The 19495-nt window shown below is 58.6% G+C and carries 16 protein-coding genes; 14 read left to right on the forward strand and 2 right to left on the reverse strand.

The genetic code is table 11. The features are described 5' to 3' along the window. Together WCA10_RS03515 and WCA10_RS03520 are read right to left on the reverse strand one after the other, a co-directional pair. Positions 1–997 (reverse strand): D-alanine--D-alanine ligase family protein (locus WCA10_RS03515; RefSeq protein WP_472821106.1); only part of this gene is annotated, 997 nt, incomplete at its 3' end. 39 nt (positions 998–1036) lie between these two features. Beyond that, on the reverse strand, positions 1037–2050 hold the full coding sequence (locus WCA10_RS03520) for a putative zinc-binding metallopeptidase (protein WP_472821107.1): 1014 nt from the start codon (positions 2048–2050) through the stop codon (positions 1037–1039). A 292-nt stretch (positions 2051–2342) separates the two neighbouring features. Between WCA10_RS03520 and WCA10_RS03525 the strand changes: the two genes are divergently transcribed. The 14 genes from WCA10_RS03525 to WCA10_RS03590 all read left to right on the forward strand — a co-directional run bounded on the left by WCA10_RS03525 (position 2343) and on the right by WCA10_RS03590 (position 19493). Then, entirely contained in the window at positions 2343–2840 is a 498-nt protein-coding gene (locus tag WCA10_RS03525) for a DUF2165 family protein (protein ID WP_472821108.1), read from the forward strand. Between the two features lie 130 nt (positions 2841–2970). Then, positions 2971–3558 (forward strand): nucleotidyltransferase family protein, encoded by a 588-nt coding sequence (locus WCA10_RS03530; RefSeq protein ID WP_472821109.1) that lies wholly within the window; start codon positions 2971–2973, stop codon positions 3556–3558. 176 nt (positions 3559–3734) lie between these two features. Beyond that, entirely contained in the window at positions 3735–4214 is a 480-nt protein-coding gene (locus WCA10_RS03535; protein WP_472821110.1) for a nucleoside deaminase, read from the forward strand. A gap of 159 nt (positions 4215–4373) precedes the next feature. Next, positions 4374–5243 carry a nitrilase-related carbon-nitrogen hydrolase gene (locus tag WCA10_RS03540; RefSeq protein WP_472821111.1) on the forward strand — a complete coding sequence of 290 codons (870 nt, stop codon included), beginning with the start codon at positions 4374–4376 and terminating at the stop codon, positions 5241–5243. 115 nt (positions 5244–5358) lie between these two features. Then, complete coding sequence (locus tag WCA10_RS03545) at positions 5359–6687, forward strand: FAD-dependent oxidoreductase (RefSeq protein ID WP_472821112.1); 1329 nt, start codon at positions 5359–5361, stop codon at positions 6685–6687. Continuing rightward, entirely contained in the window at positions 6680–8101 is a 1422-nt protein-coding gene (gene preA, locus WCA10_RS03550) for an NAD-dependent dihydropyrimidine dehydrogenase subunit PreA (RefSeq protein ID WP_472821113.1), read from the forward strand. The genes WCA10_RS03545 and preA overlap by 8 nt, the downstream gene beginning before the upstream one ends. A gap of 100 nt (positions 8102–8201) precedes the next feature. Next, positions 8202–9599: a dihydropyrimidinase gene (gene hydA / locus WCA10_RS03555; RefSeq protein ID WP_472821114.1), complete on the forward strand. Its 1398-nt coding sequence runs from the start codon at positions 8202–8204 to the stop codon at positions 9597–9599. 154 nt (positions 9600–9753) lie between these two features. After that, positions 9754–11190, forward strand: a complete 1437-nt coding sequence (locus WCA10_RS03560; RefSeq protein ID WP_472821115.1) for an NCS1 family nucleobase:cation symporter-1 — start codon at positions 9754–9756, stop codon at positions 11188–11190. Positions 11191–11453: 263 nt separating this feature from the next. Further along, a complete protein-coding gene (locus WCA10_RS03565) occupies positions 11454–12197 on the forward strand; it encodes an ABC transporter ATP-binding protein (RefSeq protein ID WP_472821116.1) in 744 nt (247 codons plus the stop codon). Positions 12198–12550: 353 nt separating this feature from the next. Continuing rightward, the gene (locus WCA10_RS03570) at positions 12551–15016 is read left to right on the forward strand and encodes an ATP-dependent Clp protease ATP-binding subunit (RefSeq protein ID WP_472821117.1); all 2466 of its coding nucleotides are present in this window, start codon (positions 12551–12553) and stop codon (positions 15014–15016) included. Positions 15017–15236: 220 nt separating this feature from the next. Continuing rightward, positions 15237–15773 carry an AbiV family abortive infection protein gene (locus WCA10_RS03575; protein ID WP_472821118.1) on the forward strand — a complete coding sequence of 179 codons (537 nt, stop codon included), beginning with the start codon at positions 15237–15239 and terminating at the stop codon, positions 15771–15773. Next, positions 15755–16759: a hypothetical protein gene (locus WCA10_RS03580; protein WP_472821119.1), complete on the forward strand. Its 1005-nt coding sequence runs from the start codon at positions 15755–15757 to the stop codon at positions 16757–16759. Before WCA10_RS03575 ends, WCA10_RS03580 begins: the two co-directional genes overlap by 19 nt. A 77-nt stretch (positions 16760–16836) precedes the next feature. Further along, positions 16837–18030 (forward strand): ATP-binding protein, encoded by a 1194-nt coding sequence (locus WCA10_RS03585; RefSeq protein ID WP_472821120.1) that lies wholly within the window; start codon positions 16837–16839, stop codon positions 18028–18030. Between the two features lie 104 nt (positions 18031–18134). Next, positions 18135–19493: an aminotransferase family protein gene (locus tag WCA10_RS03590; protein WP_472821121.1), complete on the forward strand. Its 1359-nt coding sequence runs from the start codon at positions 18135–18137 to the stop codon at positions 19491–19493. Positions 19494–19495 lie beyond the last annotated feature (2 nt).

Consider the following 19495-nt stretch of genomic DNA (forward strand, 5'->3'; position numbering starts at 1 on the left):
GGGTATAGGAGAGGCCGGATTTTTTCGCCGCCATGGCAAACTCCTGCCCGCTGGATAGCCACGGGTTTGGATTCGCTTCAATGACATAAATTTCTCCCTTGTTGGAGACGCGCATGTCGATTCGGCCATAATCGCGAAGCTTGACGGCACGATAGGCCTTGACTGCGATTTCAGTGAGCCTGGTTGTGATTTCTTCATCGAGATCTTCGGCGATCACCGACTTCGTGAGCTTGTAGGCCTCGGTGTCTTTCTCGAATTTCACATCCTGGCTGGCGATTTTGGGCATGCCCTTGGGAAGTTTCGAAAGGTCAAGCTCCACCAGCGGAAGCGCACGCGCGCTCTCGTAACTGCCGAGAATGGAAGCGTAGATTTCGCGTCCTTCGATGTACTCCTCGATCAATGCAGGAGAATCGAACTCAGTCTGGATATAGCTGACGCGTTCCATCAACTCCTTCACGCTGTTAACGACGGCGGTGGCATCGATGCCGATGGATCCATCTTCGGAAGTGGGTTTGACGATGAGCGGGAACGAGATGTCGTGGGCGTGGTCGATGTTGCCGCGATAGGCGGTCGCGAAATAGGGCGACTGGATCTCATAAAAAGCGAACATCTTCTTGGCGATCGATTTGTCCTGCGCAAGGATATGCGCGTGCGGTCCCGCGCCGGTGTAGGGGATATCGAGCAGATCAAGGAATGCGGTGACCTGCATTTCCTTGGTGTCATCGCCCGCATAGGATTCCGTGAGGTTGAAGATGAGATCGGCGCCGCATTTGGCGAGTCCGAGCAGGGACTGGGGGCGGCCGTCGAGAACGTAATACGACGGCTCGTGACCGAGCTTCTCAAGAGCTTCGAAGATCTCTTCGCGGTCGTGCTTGACCGGCTTCTTTTTGCGTTTCTTCTGTCCCTTGCGCTTGCGCGGCGGAGGAGCTTCTTCCTCGACTTCGGCGGGCTGTTCTTCCCACAAGTCGTACAGTACGGTGACTTTCAAGTTTGCCATGCGTCCTCCAGCCGGTGTAACGGCAACTGCCGCCGCACCTCAGGGATGAATGAACTTCCCCCGAACCAGGTAATTCATTGCGAGTGCTGTTGTGTAGACCGTGAACTCCGTGAGGTGCTCGGACTCGCGCCGGACGTCGACGCGCAGACCCAGCTCCTCAACCCGGCTGCAGATGGATTCCACGAGTCGCTTGACGATCGGGCGTTGCACGCCGCTCCAATAGGCGACCTTGTCAACGACGGGTTTGCGATGTTGATACAGCATCTCGACGGCGGGTCGCACGCCGTTCCGTCGCTTGGGAGAGATATTGAAGATGTCCTGGAGGTCGGCATCCAGGGCAAGTTCCTGCACCGGGATCTCCTCCGGCAGGCTGAGACGGTAGAACTCGCCGACAGTCGACTCCATCTCATCGACAGTGATGTCGGTGTGGCCGCGGCGGCGGATAGGCTCGACTTCACCTACCTTGTGGGCGATGCGATCGACGTATTGCAGTTTGGCAAGCGCGTCCCAACCTTTGTAGCGATTTCGCCATTGGGAGCGCGGCGTGAGCCAGACGGCAAAAGTTTCTGCAAAATCCTCATCCGGGTGCTTCTGGGCGTACCACCCGGCCATGTGGCGAACAAATTTCCGCGAGAACGGGATGGGGCGGTAATTATCGCGATAGGCGCGGCGAAAGGGACCGAAGAGATTGCGCCACTCCGCCGACTTGTAGAGCTGGTAGGCGTAATTGAATGCGTGTCCGGCCTCATGACGCATGTACATCATGATCTCGCGAGCGTCTTCCAGGTCGTTCATATCGCGCTCGAGCTTTGCCAGATCAGGGTTGGCCAGGTAGAACGGAATGCCGATCACAGGCTCGCCGGAGGGGCATCCCCATTCATCGGTGAGATAGCAAAGCGGGCGGAACTTGTGGATGCCCTTGGCTTCGAGTTCGCGATAGAGCTGCTGCACAAATCGCTCGAGCGGCGAGCCCTCGAGTTTGAGCCCGAGTTCGCGAATGGGCTTGGCGAGGATCTCCTGGAATTCCGTCCGGGTTTTCTCGAAATCGCGCACGGGGCTAATCAGAGTTCTACACCACGGGACCCGATTTAGAGCAGTTTCGGAATAGACTTGGACTCTTCAAGGGCAACGCGGGTAGCCTTTTCCCGCGAAAAGCCGGTTGGGTTCGCCGGCCACGGGCATAACCGTATTGGCGTCCGCTGAACAATGAGCGGGCTGATTTTTCGATGGACAGGAGTTGATGTGCCGACGCTAGGATTGTGCGTGCTGCATGCCCTCATTCACAGCGACGCGTAATTGGCAGTGATCGGAAATTCGCAGCCTTAGCAATGCAGAGGTCTGACCGATGTTGACACGCTTAGCGAAGTTGCTGCTGCTGGCAGGGATTGCGTTCTATTACACGCTCGTGGTGTTCAACAACCTCGCTGATTTCAATTCAAACTACGAGTTCATCCGGCATGTGTTGTCGATGGATTCAACCTCTCCGGGGAACCACGCGATGTGGAGGGCAGTGCCGTGGCCAGTGGTGCATCTTGTTTTCTACTGGATGATCATCGTCTGGGAGTTCGCGACGGGCATGCTTGCATGGAGGGGACTAGTTTGTCTTGTACGAGCGTTTCGTGGACCCGCAACTGATTTCAACGCCGGGAAGGGCGTGGCCGTGGCCGCACTGACGCTTTCGCTGCTGATGTGGCTGGTGGCTTTTCTCGATGTGGGCGGAGAGTGGTTCCTGATGTGGCAGTCGCGCACCTGGAATGGCCAGCAAGAGGCATTCCGCATGTTTGTGATTGTCGGGTTCGTGCTGTTGCTTCTGCTCCAGCCCGACGCCGATACACAGGCATAGCGATCCAGGCGCCGCCGAATCGGGCCGCTCTTTTAGGTTGCTCACCGGTCAACCTTTCGCTACGGATTTGTCCGCCTGATGAAGTTGGTCCTGTTTGCGCGTTCGGCATCAAGAAGAGCAGCGTAGACTGATGCGGATGCCAGTCGCCGCCATCATTGTCGCCGCAGGTGCGAGCAGCCGCTTGGGGCAGCCCAAGCAACTTGTGCGGGTTGATGGCGAGCCGTTGTTGCAGCGGGCCATCCGGTGTGCGCGGGAAGCCGGCGCCATGCCGGTGTTTGCAGTACTTGGCGCATATCGCGAACGGATCGAGAAGGCAGTTCAATTTGGCGATGCGACGGTAATCGCAAATTCCGAATGGGAAGAGGGGCTGGCTTCGTCGATTCGCGCTGGCGTTGGGGCAATGGATGCGAGGACCGAAGCTGCGGGTGTGCTGCTGATGACGTGCGATCAGCCGCGGGTGACGGCGAAGCATCTGCGGGAGATGATCGAGGCATTCGACGCGCAGCGGGAGACGCCGATGATTGCGTCGATTTATGCGGGGGTTCGGGGAACTCCGGCGATCTTTCCGCGAGCGATGTTTGCGGATCTGCTCGGGCTTCGCGGCGACCGGGGCGCGCGTGGCCTTCTGGTGAATGCATCTCTGCCCGTTTTGGAGATTCAGTTCGAAGGCGGCGAGGTAGACATCGACCGGCCGTCGGATCTGGCTGAGCTTGGATGAAGATCCGCTCGACCGCGGCTTCGATGAAGCCGTGCGGCTGGCGGAGTGCGGCGATCTTCTCGCCGTCCACGATCAGTGCGGGGGGTGAGGCTGTCGGCCGTCGGAACGCGAGTTGACAGTAAAGCCTGTGCCATACTGTGTTTACTTTACCTTCGAAACGCTGAAGGCAACACAGAATGAATCGTCAGCCAAACCTTGAATTTCTGCGCCGCGCTATTGCCCTGGCAACGGAGAATGTTACTTCCGGCCGCGGCGGCCCGTTTGCGGCGTTGATTGCGCGCGACGGCAAAGTGATTGCGGAAGGCGTGAACATGGTGACGGCGACCAACGATCCGACGGCGCATGGCGAGGTGACAGCGATTCGTGCAGCCTGCAAGGTGCTCGGTACGTTTTCGCTGGCGGGATATGAGCTTTACACGAGTTGCGAGCCATGCCCCATGTGCCTGGCGGCGTCGCACTGGGCGCGTCTGGATGCGGTTTTCTACGGTGCTGGAGCCGAAGACGCGGCCAAGGCGGGATTCGCCGATGCCTACCTCTATGAGGAATTCCGCAAGGAACCAGCGGAGCGCTCGTTGCCGGCATTGCAGTTTCTCCGTGACGAGGCATGGTCGAGCTTTGCGGCGTGGATGGCTTCGCCGAACAAGATCGAGTATTAGAGCCATTCTCAACCTCGCTCGGGGTTGATGGAAGGATGCTTCATCTCTTGAAAACGCCTGGGTCGAAGTCTTTTGGATCCAGCCGGGAACTCTTGCCCAAGCCGCTTCCATGCGATAACGTCTAATACTCATAACGTTTTCACCGGGAGCCGCAGCCGAATGCCGCGCGTCGTTCGATGTTCCATCATCCAAGCCTCCAATGCCGTCGCTGCCACTGAGCCGCTTGCGGTGCAGAAGAAGGCGATGATCGACAAGCACGTGGAGCTGATTCGCAAGGCGGCCGGCGAAGGGGCACAGATCGTCTGCCTGCAGGAGATCTTCAACGGCCCCTATTTTTGCGCCGAACAATCGACAAAGTGGTACGAGACCACGGAACCGGTTCCGGATGGCCCGACCGTCAAGCTGATGCAACAGTTGGCAAAGGAACTGCATATCGCCATGGTGGTCCCGGTCTATGAGGTGGAGCAGGAAGGCATTTTCTACAACACTGCGGCCGTGCTTCAGAACGATGGGACGTATCTTGGCAAGTACCGCAAGACACACATTCCGCATGTCGCGCCGGGGTTCTGGGAGAAGTTCTATTTCCGGCCGGGAAACCTGGGGTATCCGGTGTTTGACCTGGGGTTCGCCAAGATCGGCGTCTATATCTGCTACGACCGGCATTTCCCCGAAGGCGCCCGTTGCCTGGGGCTGAACGGGGCGGAGATTGTTTTTAACCCATCGGCAACAGTAGCGGGGTTGAGCGAATACCTCTGGAAACTGGAGCAGCCCGCGCATGCTGCTGCAAACGGTTACTTCATCGCGGCGATCAACCGGGTCGGCACCGAGGCGCCCTGGAATATCGGCGAGTTTTACGGTTCAAGCTATTTTGCCAATCCGCGCGGCCAGATCGTTGCGCAGGCGTCGCGCGACAAGGACGAGGTGCTGACCGCCGATCTCGATCTTGAACAAATTGCCGAAGTTCGCCGAACCTGGCAGTTTTTTCGCGATCGCCGGCCGGACATGTATGGTCCGCTGGTTGCATCCTGACAAAACCTGGCGGTGAAAACCCTCGTCAATCCATAGAGGGAAGGCCGAGAATAGATAAGGGTGAGAAAAGTCAGAGAAGGACAGCAGAGTGTAAGCGAGTTTTCCCGAGGTCTTCATGAGTACCGCGACACTTCCCGACGATTTACTGCTCCGCGAGCGATTCAGCGACATCAAGCCGCCGCTTGAGCCGCAGGCTGCAGTGATTGAAGCAAATCGTTGCCTCAATTGTTTTGACGCGCCGTGCACCGGCGCATGTCCCACGCATATTGATGTTCCGGGCTTTATCAAGCGTATCAGCACCGGAAACCTTCGCGGCTCGGCGCTGCGGATTCTGGATGCGAATATCCTTGGCGGCAGTTGCGCGAAGGCCTGCCCGGTTGAGGTGCTGTGCGAGGGTGCCTGCGTGATGCACCGCTACAATCATGCGCCCATTCAGATTGCACGGCTGCAGCGTCATGCAATGGACTCCTTTCAGGCGACAGGAGAAGAACTGCTGACGGCTCCACGCGGATCGCGCAATGTGCAGGTGGCCTGCATCGGCGGCGGTCCGGCGTCGCTGGCTTGCGCGGCTGAGCTATGCCGCCACGGTGCGTCGGCCGTAATTCTCGAGCGCAAGGACCTGCTGGGCGGGCTCAACACGTATGGTGTTGCGGAATACAAGCTGCGCGCGGCCGACAGCCTGCGTGAAGCCGAGATGATTCGCCGCATGGGCGTCGAGTTCCGCACCGGTGCATCCATTGAGTCCGCGGAGGCGCTGGAAGAGCTGGAGTCGGAGTTCGACTTTATCTTTGTTGGCGTTGGCCTCGGTGCGATGCAGCGCATGAATATTCCCGGTGAGGACCAGAACGGCGTGCTGAACGCGCTCGAGTTTATCGCGTCGTACAAGACCGGGCGCCTCCGCGAGTTGAGCGGGACGGTGGTCGTGGTTGGAGCAGGGAATACTGCGATTGATGTGGCAAATGCGGCGCGGCGCCTGGGTGCGGATACGGTATACCTGCTGTATCGGCGCGGCGAGCGCGACATGTCGGCATTTGATTTCGAGTACGAACATGCCAAGCAGGAGGGCGTGCAGTTCCTGTGGCGGCGGCAACCGTTTGCGATCCGCTCGAACGAACGTGGCAGGTTGCTGCTCGATACGGTGCAAGTGAGCGAAGTAGACAAGGCGCTGCTGCCGATTCCCGAATCTCACTACACCATTGAATGCGACTACGTGATTCCCGCGATCGGACAATCTCCTTTTGCGCAGCTGGTGCAGGAGCTGCGCCGCATTGAATTGCGCGGCGGAACGATCGTGACCGATCCGGAGACAGGCCAGACCGGCAATTCACGCTACTTTGCCGGTGGCGACTGTGCCAACGGCGGCAGGGAAGTGGTGGATGCGGTGGCCGACGGAAAGCGCGCCGCGCGAGCCATCCTGAAGATCGCGGAGGCGGCGTATGCCTGATATTCGCGTTCACCAGTTTGCCGGGAAAATCGACGCCCCCAATCCGTTCTGGCTGGCTTCGGCGCCGCCCACCAATTGCGGCGAACAGATTATGCGCGCCTTCGATGCGGGATGGGGCGGTGCGGTATGGAAGACCATCGGCGAACCCGTGACCAATGTTTGCTCGCGCTATTCATCGACGGACTGGCAAGGTGTGCGCATGATGGGTCTCAACAATATTGAGCTCATCAGCGATCGCACGGTTGAAGAAAACCTGCGCGAGATGGCGCAGGTGAAGAGAAGCTATCCCTATCACGCGATCATTGCGTCGCTGATGGTCGAATCAAAGCGCGAGGCATGGCACGAAATTGTGCAGCGCGCGGAAGATGCCGGAGCCGACGGCCTCGAACTGAACTTCGGCTGCCCCCACGGCATGAGCGAGCGCGGCATGGGGTCGGCGGTCGGGCAGGTTCCTGAATACACCGAGATGATTACCGCGTGGGTGAAGGAGAAGGCGCGCACCCCGGTGCTGGTAAAGCTCACGCCGAACGTCAGCGATATTCGCGAGATTGCGCGGGCGGCTAAACGCGGCGGCGCCGACGGGCTGTCGGCGATCAACACGATCAATTCGATCACCGGGATCGATCTCGATACCTTTGTGCCGCGACCGAATGTCGACGGCAAGAGTTCGCATGGCGGTTACTGCGGGCCTGCGGTGAAGCCGATCGCGCTCAATATGGTGCAGCAGATCATGGCCGAGGCCTCCTCGGCCCTTCCCCTTTCCGGCATTGGGGGTATCTCGACATGGCGCGACGCGGTGGAGTTCATGCTGCTGGGCTGCGGGACCGTCCAGGTCTGCACGGCCGTGATGCACTACGGCTATCGCGTGGTGGAAGATATGGCCGAAGGCCTCGAGAACTGGATGCGTTCGAAGGGCTTCGCCACGATCGAGGATTTTCGGGGCCTCTCCGTCCCCAAGGTGACCGAGTGGAAACACCTGAATCTGAATTACAAGATTGTTGCGCATATCAACGAGCAGACGTGCATCGGCTGCGACCTTTGCCACATCGCCTGCTGGGATGGCGCTCACCAATGCATCCACGTGGATCGAGTTTCGGGTCCGGTGAATGGGCAAGTCGAGTTGCACGAGGGGCCGCCTACTGTTGAGTGGCGCACGCGGAACTCGATCGCGACGACACCGGTGACGCGCAAAGAGCGGGCCGCCGCGGCCTCGAATCATGGTCCGTATCCCACGCCGCTGGCGAAGATTCCCCGCGTGGATGAGACGGAGTGCGTTGGCTGCAACCTGTGCGCGCTGGTGTGCCCAGTGGATGACTGCATCACGATGGTGCGCGTGGATAGTGGAATTCCCGCTGAGACCTGGGACCAGCGCACGCATGGCGCGGAGTGCGCCGCGGAACCGCAGCGGTCGTAATCCCAGCGCTGAAACAGGATAAGCAACTGCAGGTTCCTCCGCTCGCTACGCTCGGTCGGAATGACAAAGCTTTATAATTTGCGGTTTCAGGTGAGAGATCATGTCCAGGGTTCTGATTCAAAACGGAACCATCGTCAATGCCGACTCGACGGTAAAAGCCGATCTGCTGATCGTCGGCGCGGTCATCAAAGAGGTGCGCGCGGGAATTCCGGCGAGCGCGGCGGGTACCGTCGTGGACGCATCAGGATTGCTGGTGCTGCCGGGTGGTATCGATGCGCACACGCATCTCGACATGCCGTTCGGCGGCACAAAGTCTGCAGATGATTTTGAGACGGGGACGCGCGCGGCGGCAATTGGCGGGACGACGACGATAGTGGACTTCGCTATCCAGGCGCGCGGGACGAAGATGCGCGCGGCGCTCGATACGTGGTGGAAGAAGGCCGAGGGCAAGGCCTGCATCGACTACGGGCTGCACATGATCGTGACCGACCTGCCCGACGCGGGACTTGAAGACATGGACGACATGGTGCGCGAGGGCGTGGCCAGCTTCAAGCTCTTCATGGCCTATCCCAACGTGTTGATGGTCGATGACGCTACCATCTTCAAGGCGATGCGGCAGTCGGCGAAGAATGGGGCGCTGATCTGCATGCATGCGGAGAACGGGTCGGTGATCGACGTGATTGTGCAGCAGGCGCTAGCCGAGGGAAAGACTGCGCCAATCTATCACGCCCTGACGCGGCCTACGGCTGCCGAGGCCGAAGCGGTGCATCGTGCCATTGCGATGGCGGAGATGGCCGGCGTACCGGTGTACATCGTGCATCTGTCCAGCGAAGATGCGTTGAACCAGGTGAGAGAAGCGCGCGATCGCGGCCTTCCGGCGTTTGCCGAAACCTGCCCGCAGTATCTGCTTCTTTCGCTCGAAGACAACATGATCGACAAGGGCTGGGAGGGTGCGAAGTATGTCTTCACCCCGCCGCTGCGCGAGAAGCGGAATCAGCCGAAGCTCTGGCAGGGGCTGCGCAAGGATCATTTACAGGTAGTCTCCACCGATCACTGCCCATTCTGCTTCGAAGATCAGAAGGCGCTTGGCAAAGATGACTTTACCAAGATCCCCAACGGTGGCCCCGGCATTGAGAACCGGCTGCAGCTTTTACATCATCACGGCGTAGGGCAGGGCAATTTCTCCATCAACCGCTTCGTCGAACTCGTCTCCACCGCCCCCGCGCGCATCTTCGGCATGTATCCGAGGAAGGGTGTGCTCGCCGCGGGCAGCGATGCGGATCTCGTGCTTTGGGATCCGGGTGCCGATCACACCATTTCTGCTGCGACGCATCACATGCGGGTGGACTACTCGATGTTTGAGGGATTCAAGGTGAAGGGCAATGCGCGGGATGTTTATTCGCGCGGAGAATTGATCGTGTCGGGCGGCGAGTTTATCGGCAAGCCGGGGCGGGGTGAGTATCTACGTCGCGAGGCTCGCGGCGGCGCGTGGAAATAGCAGATCCCTCCACTGCGGTTGGGATGACAACGCTGTTGTGGTCGCTTTCGAATTGAACCGCATTTACTTCAATGTGCGACATCCTCGCTGTCCACCGTATTCCTTATCGCGTTCTCATTGGCATTCGTGTATACCGATTTAAATCGGAGGCCGTTTGAGCAGCGTCGATCCCACTTTATCCAATCGCGATCTGGCGCCGACGACGCCGGAGCAGCGCACCTGGACCACGTATAGCTACATCGCGCTGTGGTTCTCCATGTCGATGGAGATCACGACGTACCAGCTTGCATCGTCGCTGATCGCCAAGGGCATGGACTGGAAGCAGGCGGTGTGCACGGTGTTGCTGGGCAATTTGATCGTGCTTATTCCCATGCTGCTGAACGCGCATGCGGGGACGCGGTATGGCATTCCGTTTCCGGTGTTCATTCGTGCGCCGTTTGGGGTGCGCGGCGCGAATCTGCCGGCGATCCTGCGGGCGGTTGTTGCCTGCGGATGGTTCGGCATCCAGTCATGGATCGGCGGAACGGCGATTCACTCCATGCTCGCGGTGATCTGGCCTGCGACCGTCGGATCGGCATTTGCGAAGTGGGCGTGCTTTCTCATCTTCTGGCTGCTGAACATGGTGATTGTGTGGCGTGGCGTTGAGTCGATCCGGCATCTGCAGGCTTTCGGCGCGCCCTTCATGTTCATCATGGCGGCGGCGCTGCTGATCTGGGTGCGTATGAAGGCGGGCAGCTTCGGCGAGATGCTCTCGACGCCGAGCCAGTTTCACTCGACGGGTGCATTTCTCGCGGTCTTTTTCCCCTCGCTGACCGCTATGGTCGGCTACTGGGCCACGCTCGCGCTGAACATTCCGGACTTCACGCGTTACTCCAAATCGCAGCACGCGCAGGCCTATGGTCAAGCGTTCGGGCTACCGGTGGCGATGACGCTCTTTACCTTCGTCGGCATCTCGGTCACGTCCGCGTCCACGGTGCTTTTTGGCCGCCCGATCTGGAATCCGATTGAACTGATCGGAGCATTCCACCAGCCGGTGGTAGCCTTCCTTGCGCTTATCGCCATTCTGATCGCCACGCTCAACGTCAACATTGGCGCGAATGTTGTTTCGCCTTCGAATGATTTTTCGAATCTCTACCCGCGTCTCATCAGCTTTCGCACGGGCGGTCTCATCACCGGCTTTCTCGGCCTCGCGATGTGCCCGTGGAAACTGCTCGCCACGCCGGATGCTTATATATTCGGCTGGCTTGTTGGCTACTCGGGACTGTTGGGGCCGGTGGCGGGCATCATGGTTTCGGACTATTTCCTGATCCGCAAAACCGAACTCGACGTCAACTCGCTGTATCACTCAGAAGGCGTGTATCACTACACGCGGGGAATCAATCCGCGGGCAATTCTGGCGCTGGTCCTCGGCGTGGCCATCGCACTGGTCGGCGTATTCATCAATCCGCTGCATTTCCTTTATGACTACGCGTGGTTCGTCGGCTTCTTTACCGCCGGCGCGGTCTATGTTCCACTTATGAAGCTTGCAGCGCCTGTTGTGGGGAATGCGCGCGTGTTGGAATCGGCGCGATCGCGGGGCGACGTGACCTAAGCAGGATGGACGCAACGCGGATCGGTGTCAAAATCGAATGCACAACTTCGATGGGTCCGGATTTAGTTTCCAGCGATCGCAATTTTTTGTGGTTCCGCACCCAGGTTTATGACCACACCGCAAAAGCGGTTACTCCAATGCGAACGGATGTGACTTTGGCGATGACCTTCTGTTTGCTCTTCGCGGTAAGATAGTAGGAACGAATGCTTCTAACTACTCCAGCGGCTGCCGCCCCGGCTCTCCGCTTTATGCGGGAGTCAAACTTGCGGGCGCAGGAGAGTTCGCCCATCATCCAGGTTCGCAATCTGGAAAAGACCTATCGCACGGCCCGCGGGGCGCTCACGCTGTTCCAGGGGCTTGATTTAACGATCGCGACCGGTGAATTGGTTGCGATCGTGGGGCAATCGGGTGCAGGAAAGAGCACACTTTTGCACATTCTGGGTGCCCTTGATGCGCCGACAGCGGGCACTGTACACTGCGCTTCAATCAACGTGGCAACTCTCAACGCTCGGGAGGCCGCGGTCTTTCGTAACCGCGAGATCGGCTATGTCTGGCAGTTTCATTACCTGTTGCCGGAATTCTCAGCGGTTGAGAACGTGGCGATGCCGCTGCTGGCCCGCGGAAATAGCCGTCGAGAGGCGCTAGATACTGCATCCAATTGGCTTAGGGAGGTCGACTTGGAAGGCCGCAGCGAACACAGGCCGGGAGAGCTCTCAGGTGGAGAGCAGCAGCGGGTGGCGCTGGCCCGGGCTTTGGTTGGCAATCCGCGGCTGCTTCTGGCCGATGAACCTACCGGCGATCTGGATGAAACCACTGCTGGACGAGTTTTTGACCTTTTAGAACGATTGCACTTAACCCACGGGCTCACTTCTCTTTTGGTGACCCATAACCTGGATCTGGCCGCGCGGTGTACGCGGACTCTGCGCCTGGAGGGCGGGCGCCTTCACGCGATGGATTTCCCTTCCAAAGCGGGACTTCACCCCGGGGCTCGCGCGGACAGGTCTTAGTCCGTGGGGAGGAAAGCCCGGCAAGGGCTAAGGAAAAGCACCTTTCCGGGTGGATTTTGAGTCTGATTGTATAGTGGGCCTGGAGTTGCTTTACCGTGCGCACGAGTGGTGGGCGGTGCTTGCGGGGGAAGAACTCCTGGGCGATCGGAAAAGTTGAGAAGCAATCCGGTCCATCCAAAAGAGCTGTTCGGGGCAGTTTAGAGATTTTCCGGGGCCACCGGCGGCGTTAGTTGAGAGAAGGGCGCGGCAAGTTGGGCTGAAGCCGATAACGGATTCCCCGAAGAATGGTCTTGGGGTGCTAAGAAATCGGACGGCCATTGCTACCGCAAGCCTGCTGCAAGAGGAGAAACAATATGTTCGAACGCTATACGGAGAAGGCACGACGCGTGATCTTCTTCGCGCGATATGAGGCCAGCCAGTTCGGCTCGCCCTATATCGAGACCGAGCACCTGCTGCTGGGCCTTTTGCGCGAGGACAAGGCGTTAACCAATCGCTTTTTGCGTTCGCATGCCTCGGTGGAGTCAATCCGCAAGCAGATTGAAGCGCACACCACGATTCGCGAGAAGGTGTCGACCAGTGTCGATTTGCCGCTCTCGAACGAGTGCAAGCGCGTCCTGGCCTACGCAGCCGAGGAGGCCGAGCGGCTTGGTCATAAACATATTGGTACGGAGCATCTGCTGTTGGGCCTTCTGCGCGAAGAGAAGTGCTTTGCGTCGGAGATTCTGCAGGAACGCGGCCTGAAGCTGGCGCAGATTCGTGACGAACTTGCCCGCGTGACCCAGGAGAAGGCGCCGCAGCAAGCGCGGCAGCGTGAGTCGAGCTTGCTGGCTGAGTTCAGCCGCGACCTTACCCAGGCCGCGATGGATGGACAACTCGATCCGTTGGTGGGTCGCGACGGCGAACTTGAGCGCGTGGTGCAGATTCTCTGCCGCCGCACGAAGAACAATCCGGTGCTGATCGGCGAACCCGGCGTGGGCAAGACGGCTATTGTCGAAGGCCTCGCGCAGCGCATTGCCGACGGCGAAGTGCCGAGCTTTTTGGCCGACAAGCGCGTGCTCGCACTTGACCTTTCACTTATCGTGGCCGGAACCAAGTATCGCGGCCAGTTTGAAGAACGCCTTAAAACGATCATGAAGGAGCTGATGGAGAACCAGAATTCCATCATCTTCATCGATGAGCTTCACACCTTGGTGGGCGCTGGATCGGCTGAGGGTTCGCTCGACGCAGCCAACATCCTGAAGCCTGCGCTCTCGCGCGGCGAAATTCAGTGCATCGGCGCAACCACGCCGGCTGAATATCGCAAATCGATCGAGAAGGATCGTTCGCTTGAACGCCGCTTCCAGGCAGTCAAAGTGCCACCTCCGAACGAAGCCGACGCCATCAAGATCATCAACGGCATCAAGGACCGCTACGAGAAGTTTCACGCGGTGAGCTATACGGATGCCGCGATCGAGTTTGCGGTGTCGCACTCGAACCGCTATATTCCGGATCGCTTCCTGCCTGACAAGGCCATCGACTTGATCGACGAAGCCGGCGCGCGCGTGAAGCTGCGCCAGACCTCGCTACCCGAGGAGATCACCGAGGTTCAGAAGCGGATCAAGTTCATCGTGCACCGCATGGATTCGGCCATTGCGAACCACGAGTTCGAGAAGGCCCGCTTCTACTCCGATGAGGAGCGCAAAGAGCGTGAAAACCTGCGCGCCCTGCGTGACAAGTACCACCTCGATGACTCCGCTGCCGGCATTGTGGGCCGCGAAGACATTGAAGACGTAGTCAGCCGTTGGACGGGCGTTCCCGTTACCAGCATCAAGGAAGAAGAGACGCAGAAGCTGCTGCGCGTGGAAGAAGAACTCCACAAGCGCATTATCTCGCAGGAGAAGGCAATCTCCGCACTGGCACGCGCGATTCGTCGATCCAGGGCTGGGTTGAAGTCGCCTGCGCGGCCGATTGGGAGCTTCCTGTTCCTCGGGCCAACCGGCGTGGGCAAGACGGAGGTGGCGCGTACCCTGGCCAACTTCCTGTTCGGATCGGACAAGGCGCTCATCCGCTTCGATATGTCGGAGTTCATGGAAAAGCACTCGGTGTCGAAGCTGATCGGTTCGCCTCCGGGATACGTGGGCTACGAAGAAGGCGGCCAGTTGACCGAACGGGTCAAGCGGTCACCGTATTCGGTCGTATTGCTCGACGAAATCGAAAAGGCGCATCCGGATGTATTCAACATCCTGCTGCAGGTGTTTGAAGACGGCCAGTTGACCGATGGACTGGGCAACACAGTCGACTTCAAGAACACGATCCTGATCATGACGTCGAACATCGGCGCGAGGCACTTGCAGAAGAAGCAGGGCCTCGGCTTCCAGAGCGACCGCGAAGACCTGGTCAACGACAAGGTTGAGGAGTTGGTGAAGCAGGAGGTCAAGAAGACCTTCAATCCGGAGTTTCTCAACAGGCTGGATGAAGTTATCCTTTTCCTGTCGTTGTCGGATGCGGATCTCATCCAGATTGTCGAACTGCTTGTGCAGCAGCTCAACACAAACCTGGCGCAGAAGGCCATCACCATCTCGGTCACAGAAGAGGCCAAAAAGTGGATCCTCGACAAGACGCTGGGAGACCGCAGCTATGGTGCGCGCCCCCTGCGCCGCGCACTGCAGCGCTACGTTGAAGATCCTCTCTCAGAGGCGCTCATTGCCGGACAGATTCAGCAGCGGCCGGCGTTCCTCGAGGTGTATCTCGAAAACAACCAACTCTTCTATCGCCCCGTAAGCTCGGACGAAACCGCAACCGAAGAGAAGCCGGCAGGCATCCTGCTCTACAGCGCGTAAAGCGCCGACAGCATCATCACCACTGCCGATAGCATCATCACCAGTCTGAGTATCCCAGGTCTCGATTTTGATACCTGGGATACTCAAATCCCCGGCGAACCCGCCGGGGTTTTCTTTGCCCGATTCACAGCGATGCAAAGGAGCGCCTAAGTCGGCCGATTCCCATTATCAAATTAGCGCTTGATCTCTACTACCAGCGAACGAGTTTTAGAATTGATCTATGAAGAGCCCTGCAGAGTTCACGCCTGCCATCGAGGCGTGCCTTCAAAACGCAGAAAAACTCATCTCTGCCGCTCATACTAGCGCCGTACCTGGCAGCTACCATATCGCATTCCATTTGGCGACGATGGCGCTGGAGGAAATCGGCAAGTCTTCGATGATCTTCCTTGACGCCATCGATCGCAAACCGCTCCTTCCCGACGAAGAGGCCAAGACGCCGCTCAAATGGGTCGATGATCACGAGCGCAAGCTGTTCTGGGCAATCTGGCTTCCCGGCCGAGAAAACCTGCGAGACTGGCACACGATACCCGCCGCCATGGAATTCGCGCGAGGCATTCACAAGGACAGGCTCGACACCCTCTACGTTGACCCGTCGAATCTGAACGGCTCGACCATCTCCGCAAAGCGTGCTATGAGCATCATCAAAGCAGCGGAAGCACGCCTGAACATGGAACGGTTGAAGGAATTCCGTGAGATGGGCAAGGACGAGCAGGACTTGATGCACTGGTTCTTGCCGCCATGGATGACCCGCGCCTGAAGCCGATGATCTTTTCGAAAGGCAGCCTCGACAAGCAGACCGAGTTCGGAGACAACTTCGGTGCGTGGATGAAATGGCTGCGCGACACTTTCGCCGAAGCAGACAGGAAGAGCATGGAGTTGACCAACCTCGAAATGAAGCGGAAACCAGCGGACGGCGAAGAGGGCTGGGAAAACAAATTCGAGATCAAAATCCGGCTCAAATCGTGGTCGCACTCAATACGTCAGAACCAGTTCAAGGAGTGGAACGCTGGCATCGAGAAGATAAAGATCAACAGCGGCGGCGACCGCAACGAGCTTGTCGTCACCCTTTTCGTTCCGAAGAAGGTTGTCGTGCAGGATCTCTGGAACATGGGCTGGCAGAACACTTATGTTTTCGTGACTGCGCTGAACATCGGAACGATGGGATTCTTCTGGTGGTACACACCTACATATATCTCTCGGTACTTCGAGAGAATCCGCGATGTGGAGCACGATAGCGAGATCATCGTCGATCGCACGCCAATGCTGAAGATCGTCTGGCCGCCCCAAGCGCTGAAATCACCTGACCTCAACAACATCAGTATCGTTTATAACTTCATCGCGCAGGCGAATCAGCAGCAGTTTGAGTCCACGCATCGGTACTTCCGCAATCTCGGCCTGATGGCGAAGAACGATATTTTGTTCCAGTTTGAACCGACCATCTTTATCGAGTTCATATCCGCGCTCAAGGATGCGATGGCCGCGTACGGCGATTGGGATGGGAAACCGGAAACCGCAGAAACCTCGATGACTGCCTTTTTTGAAGGCGTGCCGGCGACGCCGGAATTCACGGGGATGGTGCGCAATTTTCTCAACCTCGCAGATCAGATGATCGCCAACAAGATCGCGCCTCGCCCCATCACACTCGACGACGTAGCGCGTGCGAAGCTGATTTTCGACGGATATTTCAAGATCAAGGCCCAACGATGGTACATGGACGAGCTAGCGAAGCGTCAGAGCGGCTGATTCACTGCTACTCGATAGTTATAGGTAATTTACCAAACTTATCAAATTAACATAAACCTGCTAAACTCCCTATAGTTATGGACCCCGTTCGCAATCCCTATGCCCCAGGAGCTGGCAGCCCACCGCCTGAACTCGCTGGCCGCCATGAGATTCGCAAGGATATCGAGATCCGCCTTCAGCGGCTTCGATTGGGCCGTCCAGCCAAAAGCATGATGCTGATCGGCCTGAGAGGGGTTGGCAAAACGGTGCTTCTGGATCAGATGCGCCGCGATGCCGAAGCCGGCGGCATTCACACCGTGCGGATTGAGGCTCCCGAGCACCGCTCCCTCCCGGCGCTTCTCGCTCCGGCTCTCAGGCTTGCCCTCCTCCATCTCAGCAAGAAAGAGGCCGCAAAGGACTATGCAATCCGGGGCCTGAAAGCGCTGGCTGGTTTCGCGAGCAAATTGAAAGTGCACTACCACGATATTGAGGTCGGCCTCGACTACGATCCTGAGCCGGGATTGGCGGACAATGGCGATCTTGAACTCGATCTGGGCACGCTTCTCGTTCAGGTCGGCGCTGCTGCTAAGGCGGCCGAAACAGCCGTGGTTCTCTTCATCGACGAGCTTCAGTACGTCGAAGAACCGCAGATGGCGGCTTTGATACAGGCGTTACATCGCTGTGCGCAGGAGCAGTTGCCTGTCACCGTCGTCGGAGCGGGGCTTCCGCAGTTGCGCGGGCGCATGGGCGAAGCAAAATCGTATGCGGAGCGCCTGTTCGATTTTCCCGAGATCGGACCGCTCGCTCCGCCAGATGCCCGCGAAGCGATCGTTCGACCGGCTCAGAATGAAGGCGCCTTCATCGACGACAACGCCGTTGACCTCATCATCACGAAGACGCAGGGATATCCTTACTTCCTTCAGGAATGGGGCAAACACACCTGGGACCTCGCTCCGACCAGTCCAATACGTTATGACGACGTTGTAAACGCCTCCGACGAAGCCGTGGCTGCGCTCGACGAAAGCTTCTTCCGCGTGCGCTTCGATCGCCTCACACCAACCGAAAAGAGATACCTTCGCGCCATGGCTGAACTTGGCCCCGATCCGCAACGCTCCGGCGATATCGCGGACCAACTCGGCCGCGGCGTCACCTCTCTCGCTCCAACCCGTTCCGGCCTCATTGCCAAAGGCATGATCTGGAGCCAGACCCACGGAGAAACTGCATTCACCGTTCCGCTTTTTGACGAGTTCATGAAGAGAATCATGCCCGGCGACGCATGGCGGCGTGGATAGCTACAAGGCAGTCCGGCTCTGTTCGTCGATGCCGAGGTGAATTGCGGACAGGAACCTGCCTCACGCCTTAGCATAGGTTGAACATTCCCAATGCGAGGTCCAGCATGGCCGACACAATCACCCCCCCAGCGTTAACCGCAGAAGAGATCAGCAGCCTTACCCGCCAGACCAATTACGGCACGTGGCGCTTCCAGAAGACGTGGAAGCCGCTCACCATCGCCGACGCCGAAGGCTGCTGGATCACGGACGGCGCGGGCAAGCGCTACCTGGACTTCAGCGCCCAGCTTATGTGCGTCAATCTCGGCCATAAGAACCCCGCGGTCGTTGAGTCGATCGGCCGGCAGGCACGCGAGCTTGCCTTTGTCGGCCCCGTATATGCAACCGAAGCGCGTGCCAGGCTCAGCGCCAAGCTACTCGAAGTGCTCCCGGCAGGACTTGAAAAATTCTTCTTTGCCACAAGTGGGACCGAGGCTAACGAGGCCGCATTCAAGATTGCCCGGATGTATACGGGCAGGAACAAGATCATTTCGCGCTATCGCTCCTACCACGGTTCGACGATGGGCTCGATCGCGGCCACGGGCGATCCGCGGCGCTGGGCGATGGAGCCGGCCGGTAAAGGGGGCAGCGTTGTTTTCGCGCCGGAGACGAACTGCTACGACTGTCCCATCAAGCACACCTACCCCGGCTGCAACGTAGCATGCGTCGACTACATCGAGCACATGATCGAAAACGAAAGCGATGTCGCCGCGATTATCGTCGAGCCCGTGGTCGGGACCAACGGCGTGCTGATTCCGCCGCCAGAGTATTTTCCGCGACTGCGCGAAATCTGCGATCGTCACGGCGTGCTGATGATCGACGACGAGGTCATGGCCGGATGGGGCCGCACCGGCAAGTGGTTTGCGGTCGACCATTGGGGCGTCAAGCCCGATATCCTCGTCACCGCGAAAGGAATCACCTCGGCTTACGTGCCGCTCGGCCTTTGCGCGACGACGAAAAAGATTGCCGACCACTTTGAGGATCACTACTTCTCGCACGGGCACACGTATGAAGCGCATCCCATCACGCTGCGGCCTGCAGTGACAACCATCGAAGAGATGCAGCGGCTGAAGCTGGTCGAGCGCTCCGCCGAACTCGAGCCCTATGTGCGCCAGAAGTTAGACGCCTTGAAAGAAAAGCATCCATCGATTGGCGATGTGCGCGGGCTCGGACTGTTTTTTGCCGTCGAACTGGTGAAGAATCGCAAGACCAAGCAGCCTTTCAACACCATGCGCGACAAGGTCGAAGGCAAGCCGCTCGTGGTGGATCAGATTGCCGCGAAGATGATGGCCGACGGGGTTGCACAGCAGGCGTGGGTCAGCCACTTCGTCATCGCGCCACCGCTGATTGTGACCAAGGAAGAACTGGACTTCGGCATCGACGCGCTCGATCGGCACCTTGGCATTGCCGATGCGCTGGTGGAGTAGCG

The organism is Occallatibacter sp., assembly GCF_049582745.1.
In the GTDB taxonomy this organism is placed as follows: domain Bacteria; phylum Acidobacteriota; class Terriglobia; order Terriglobales; family Acidobacteriaceae; genus Telmatobacter.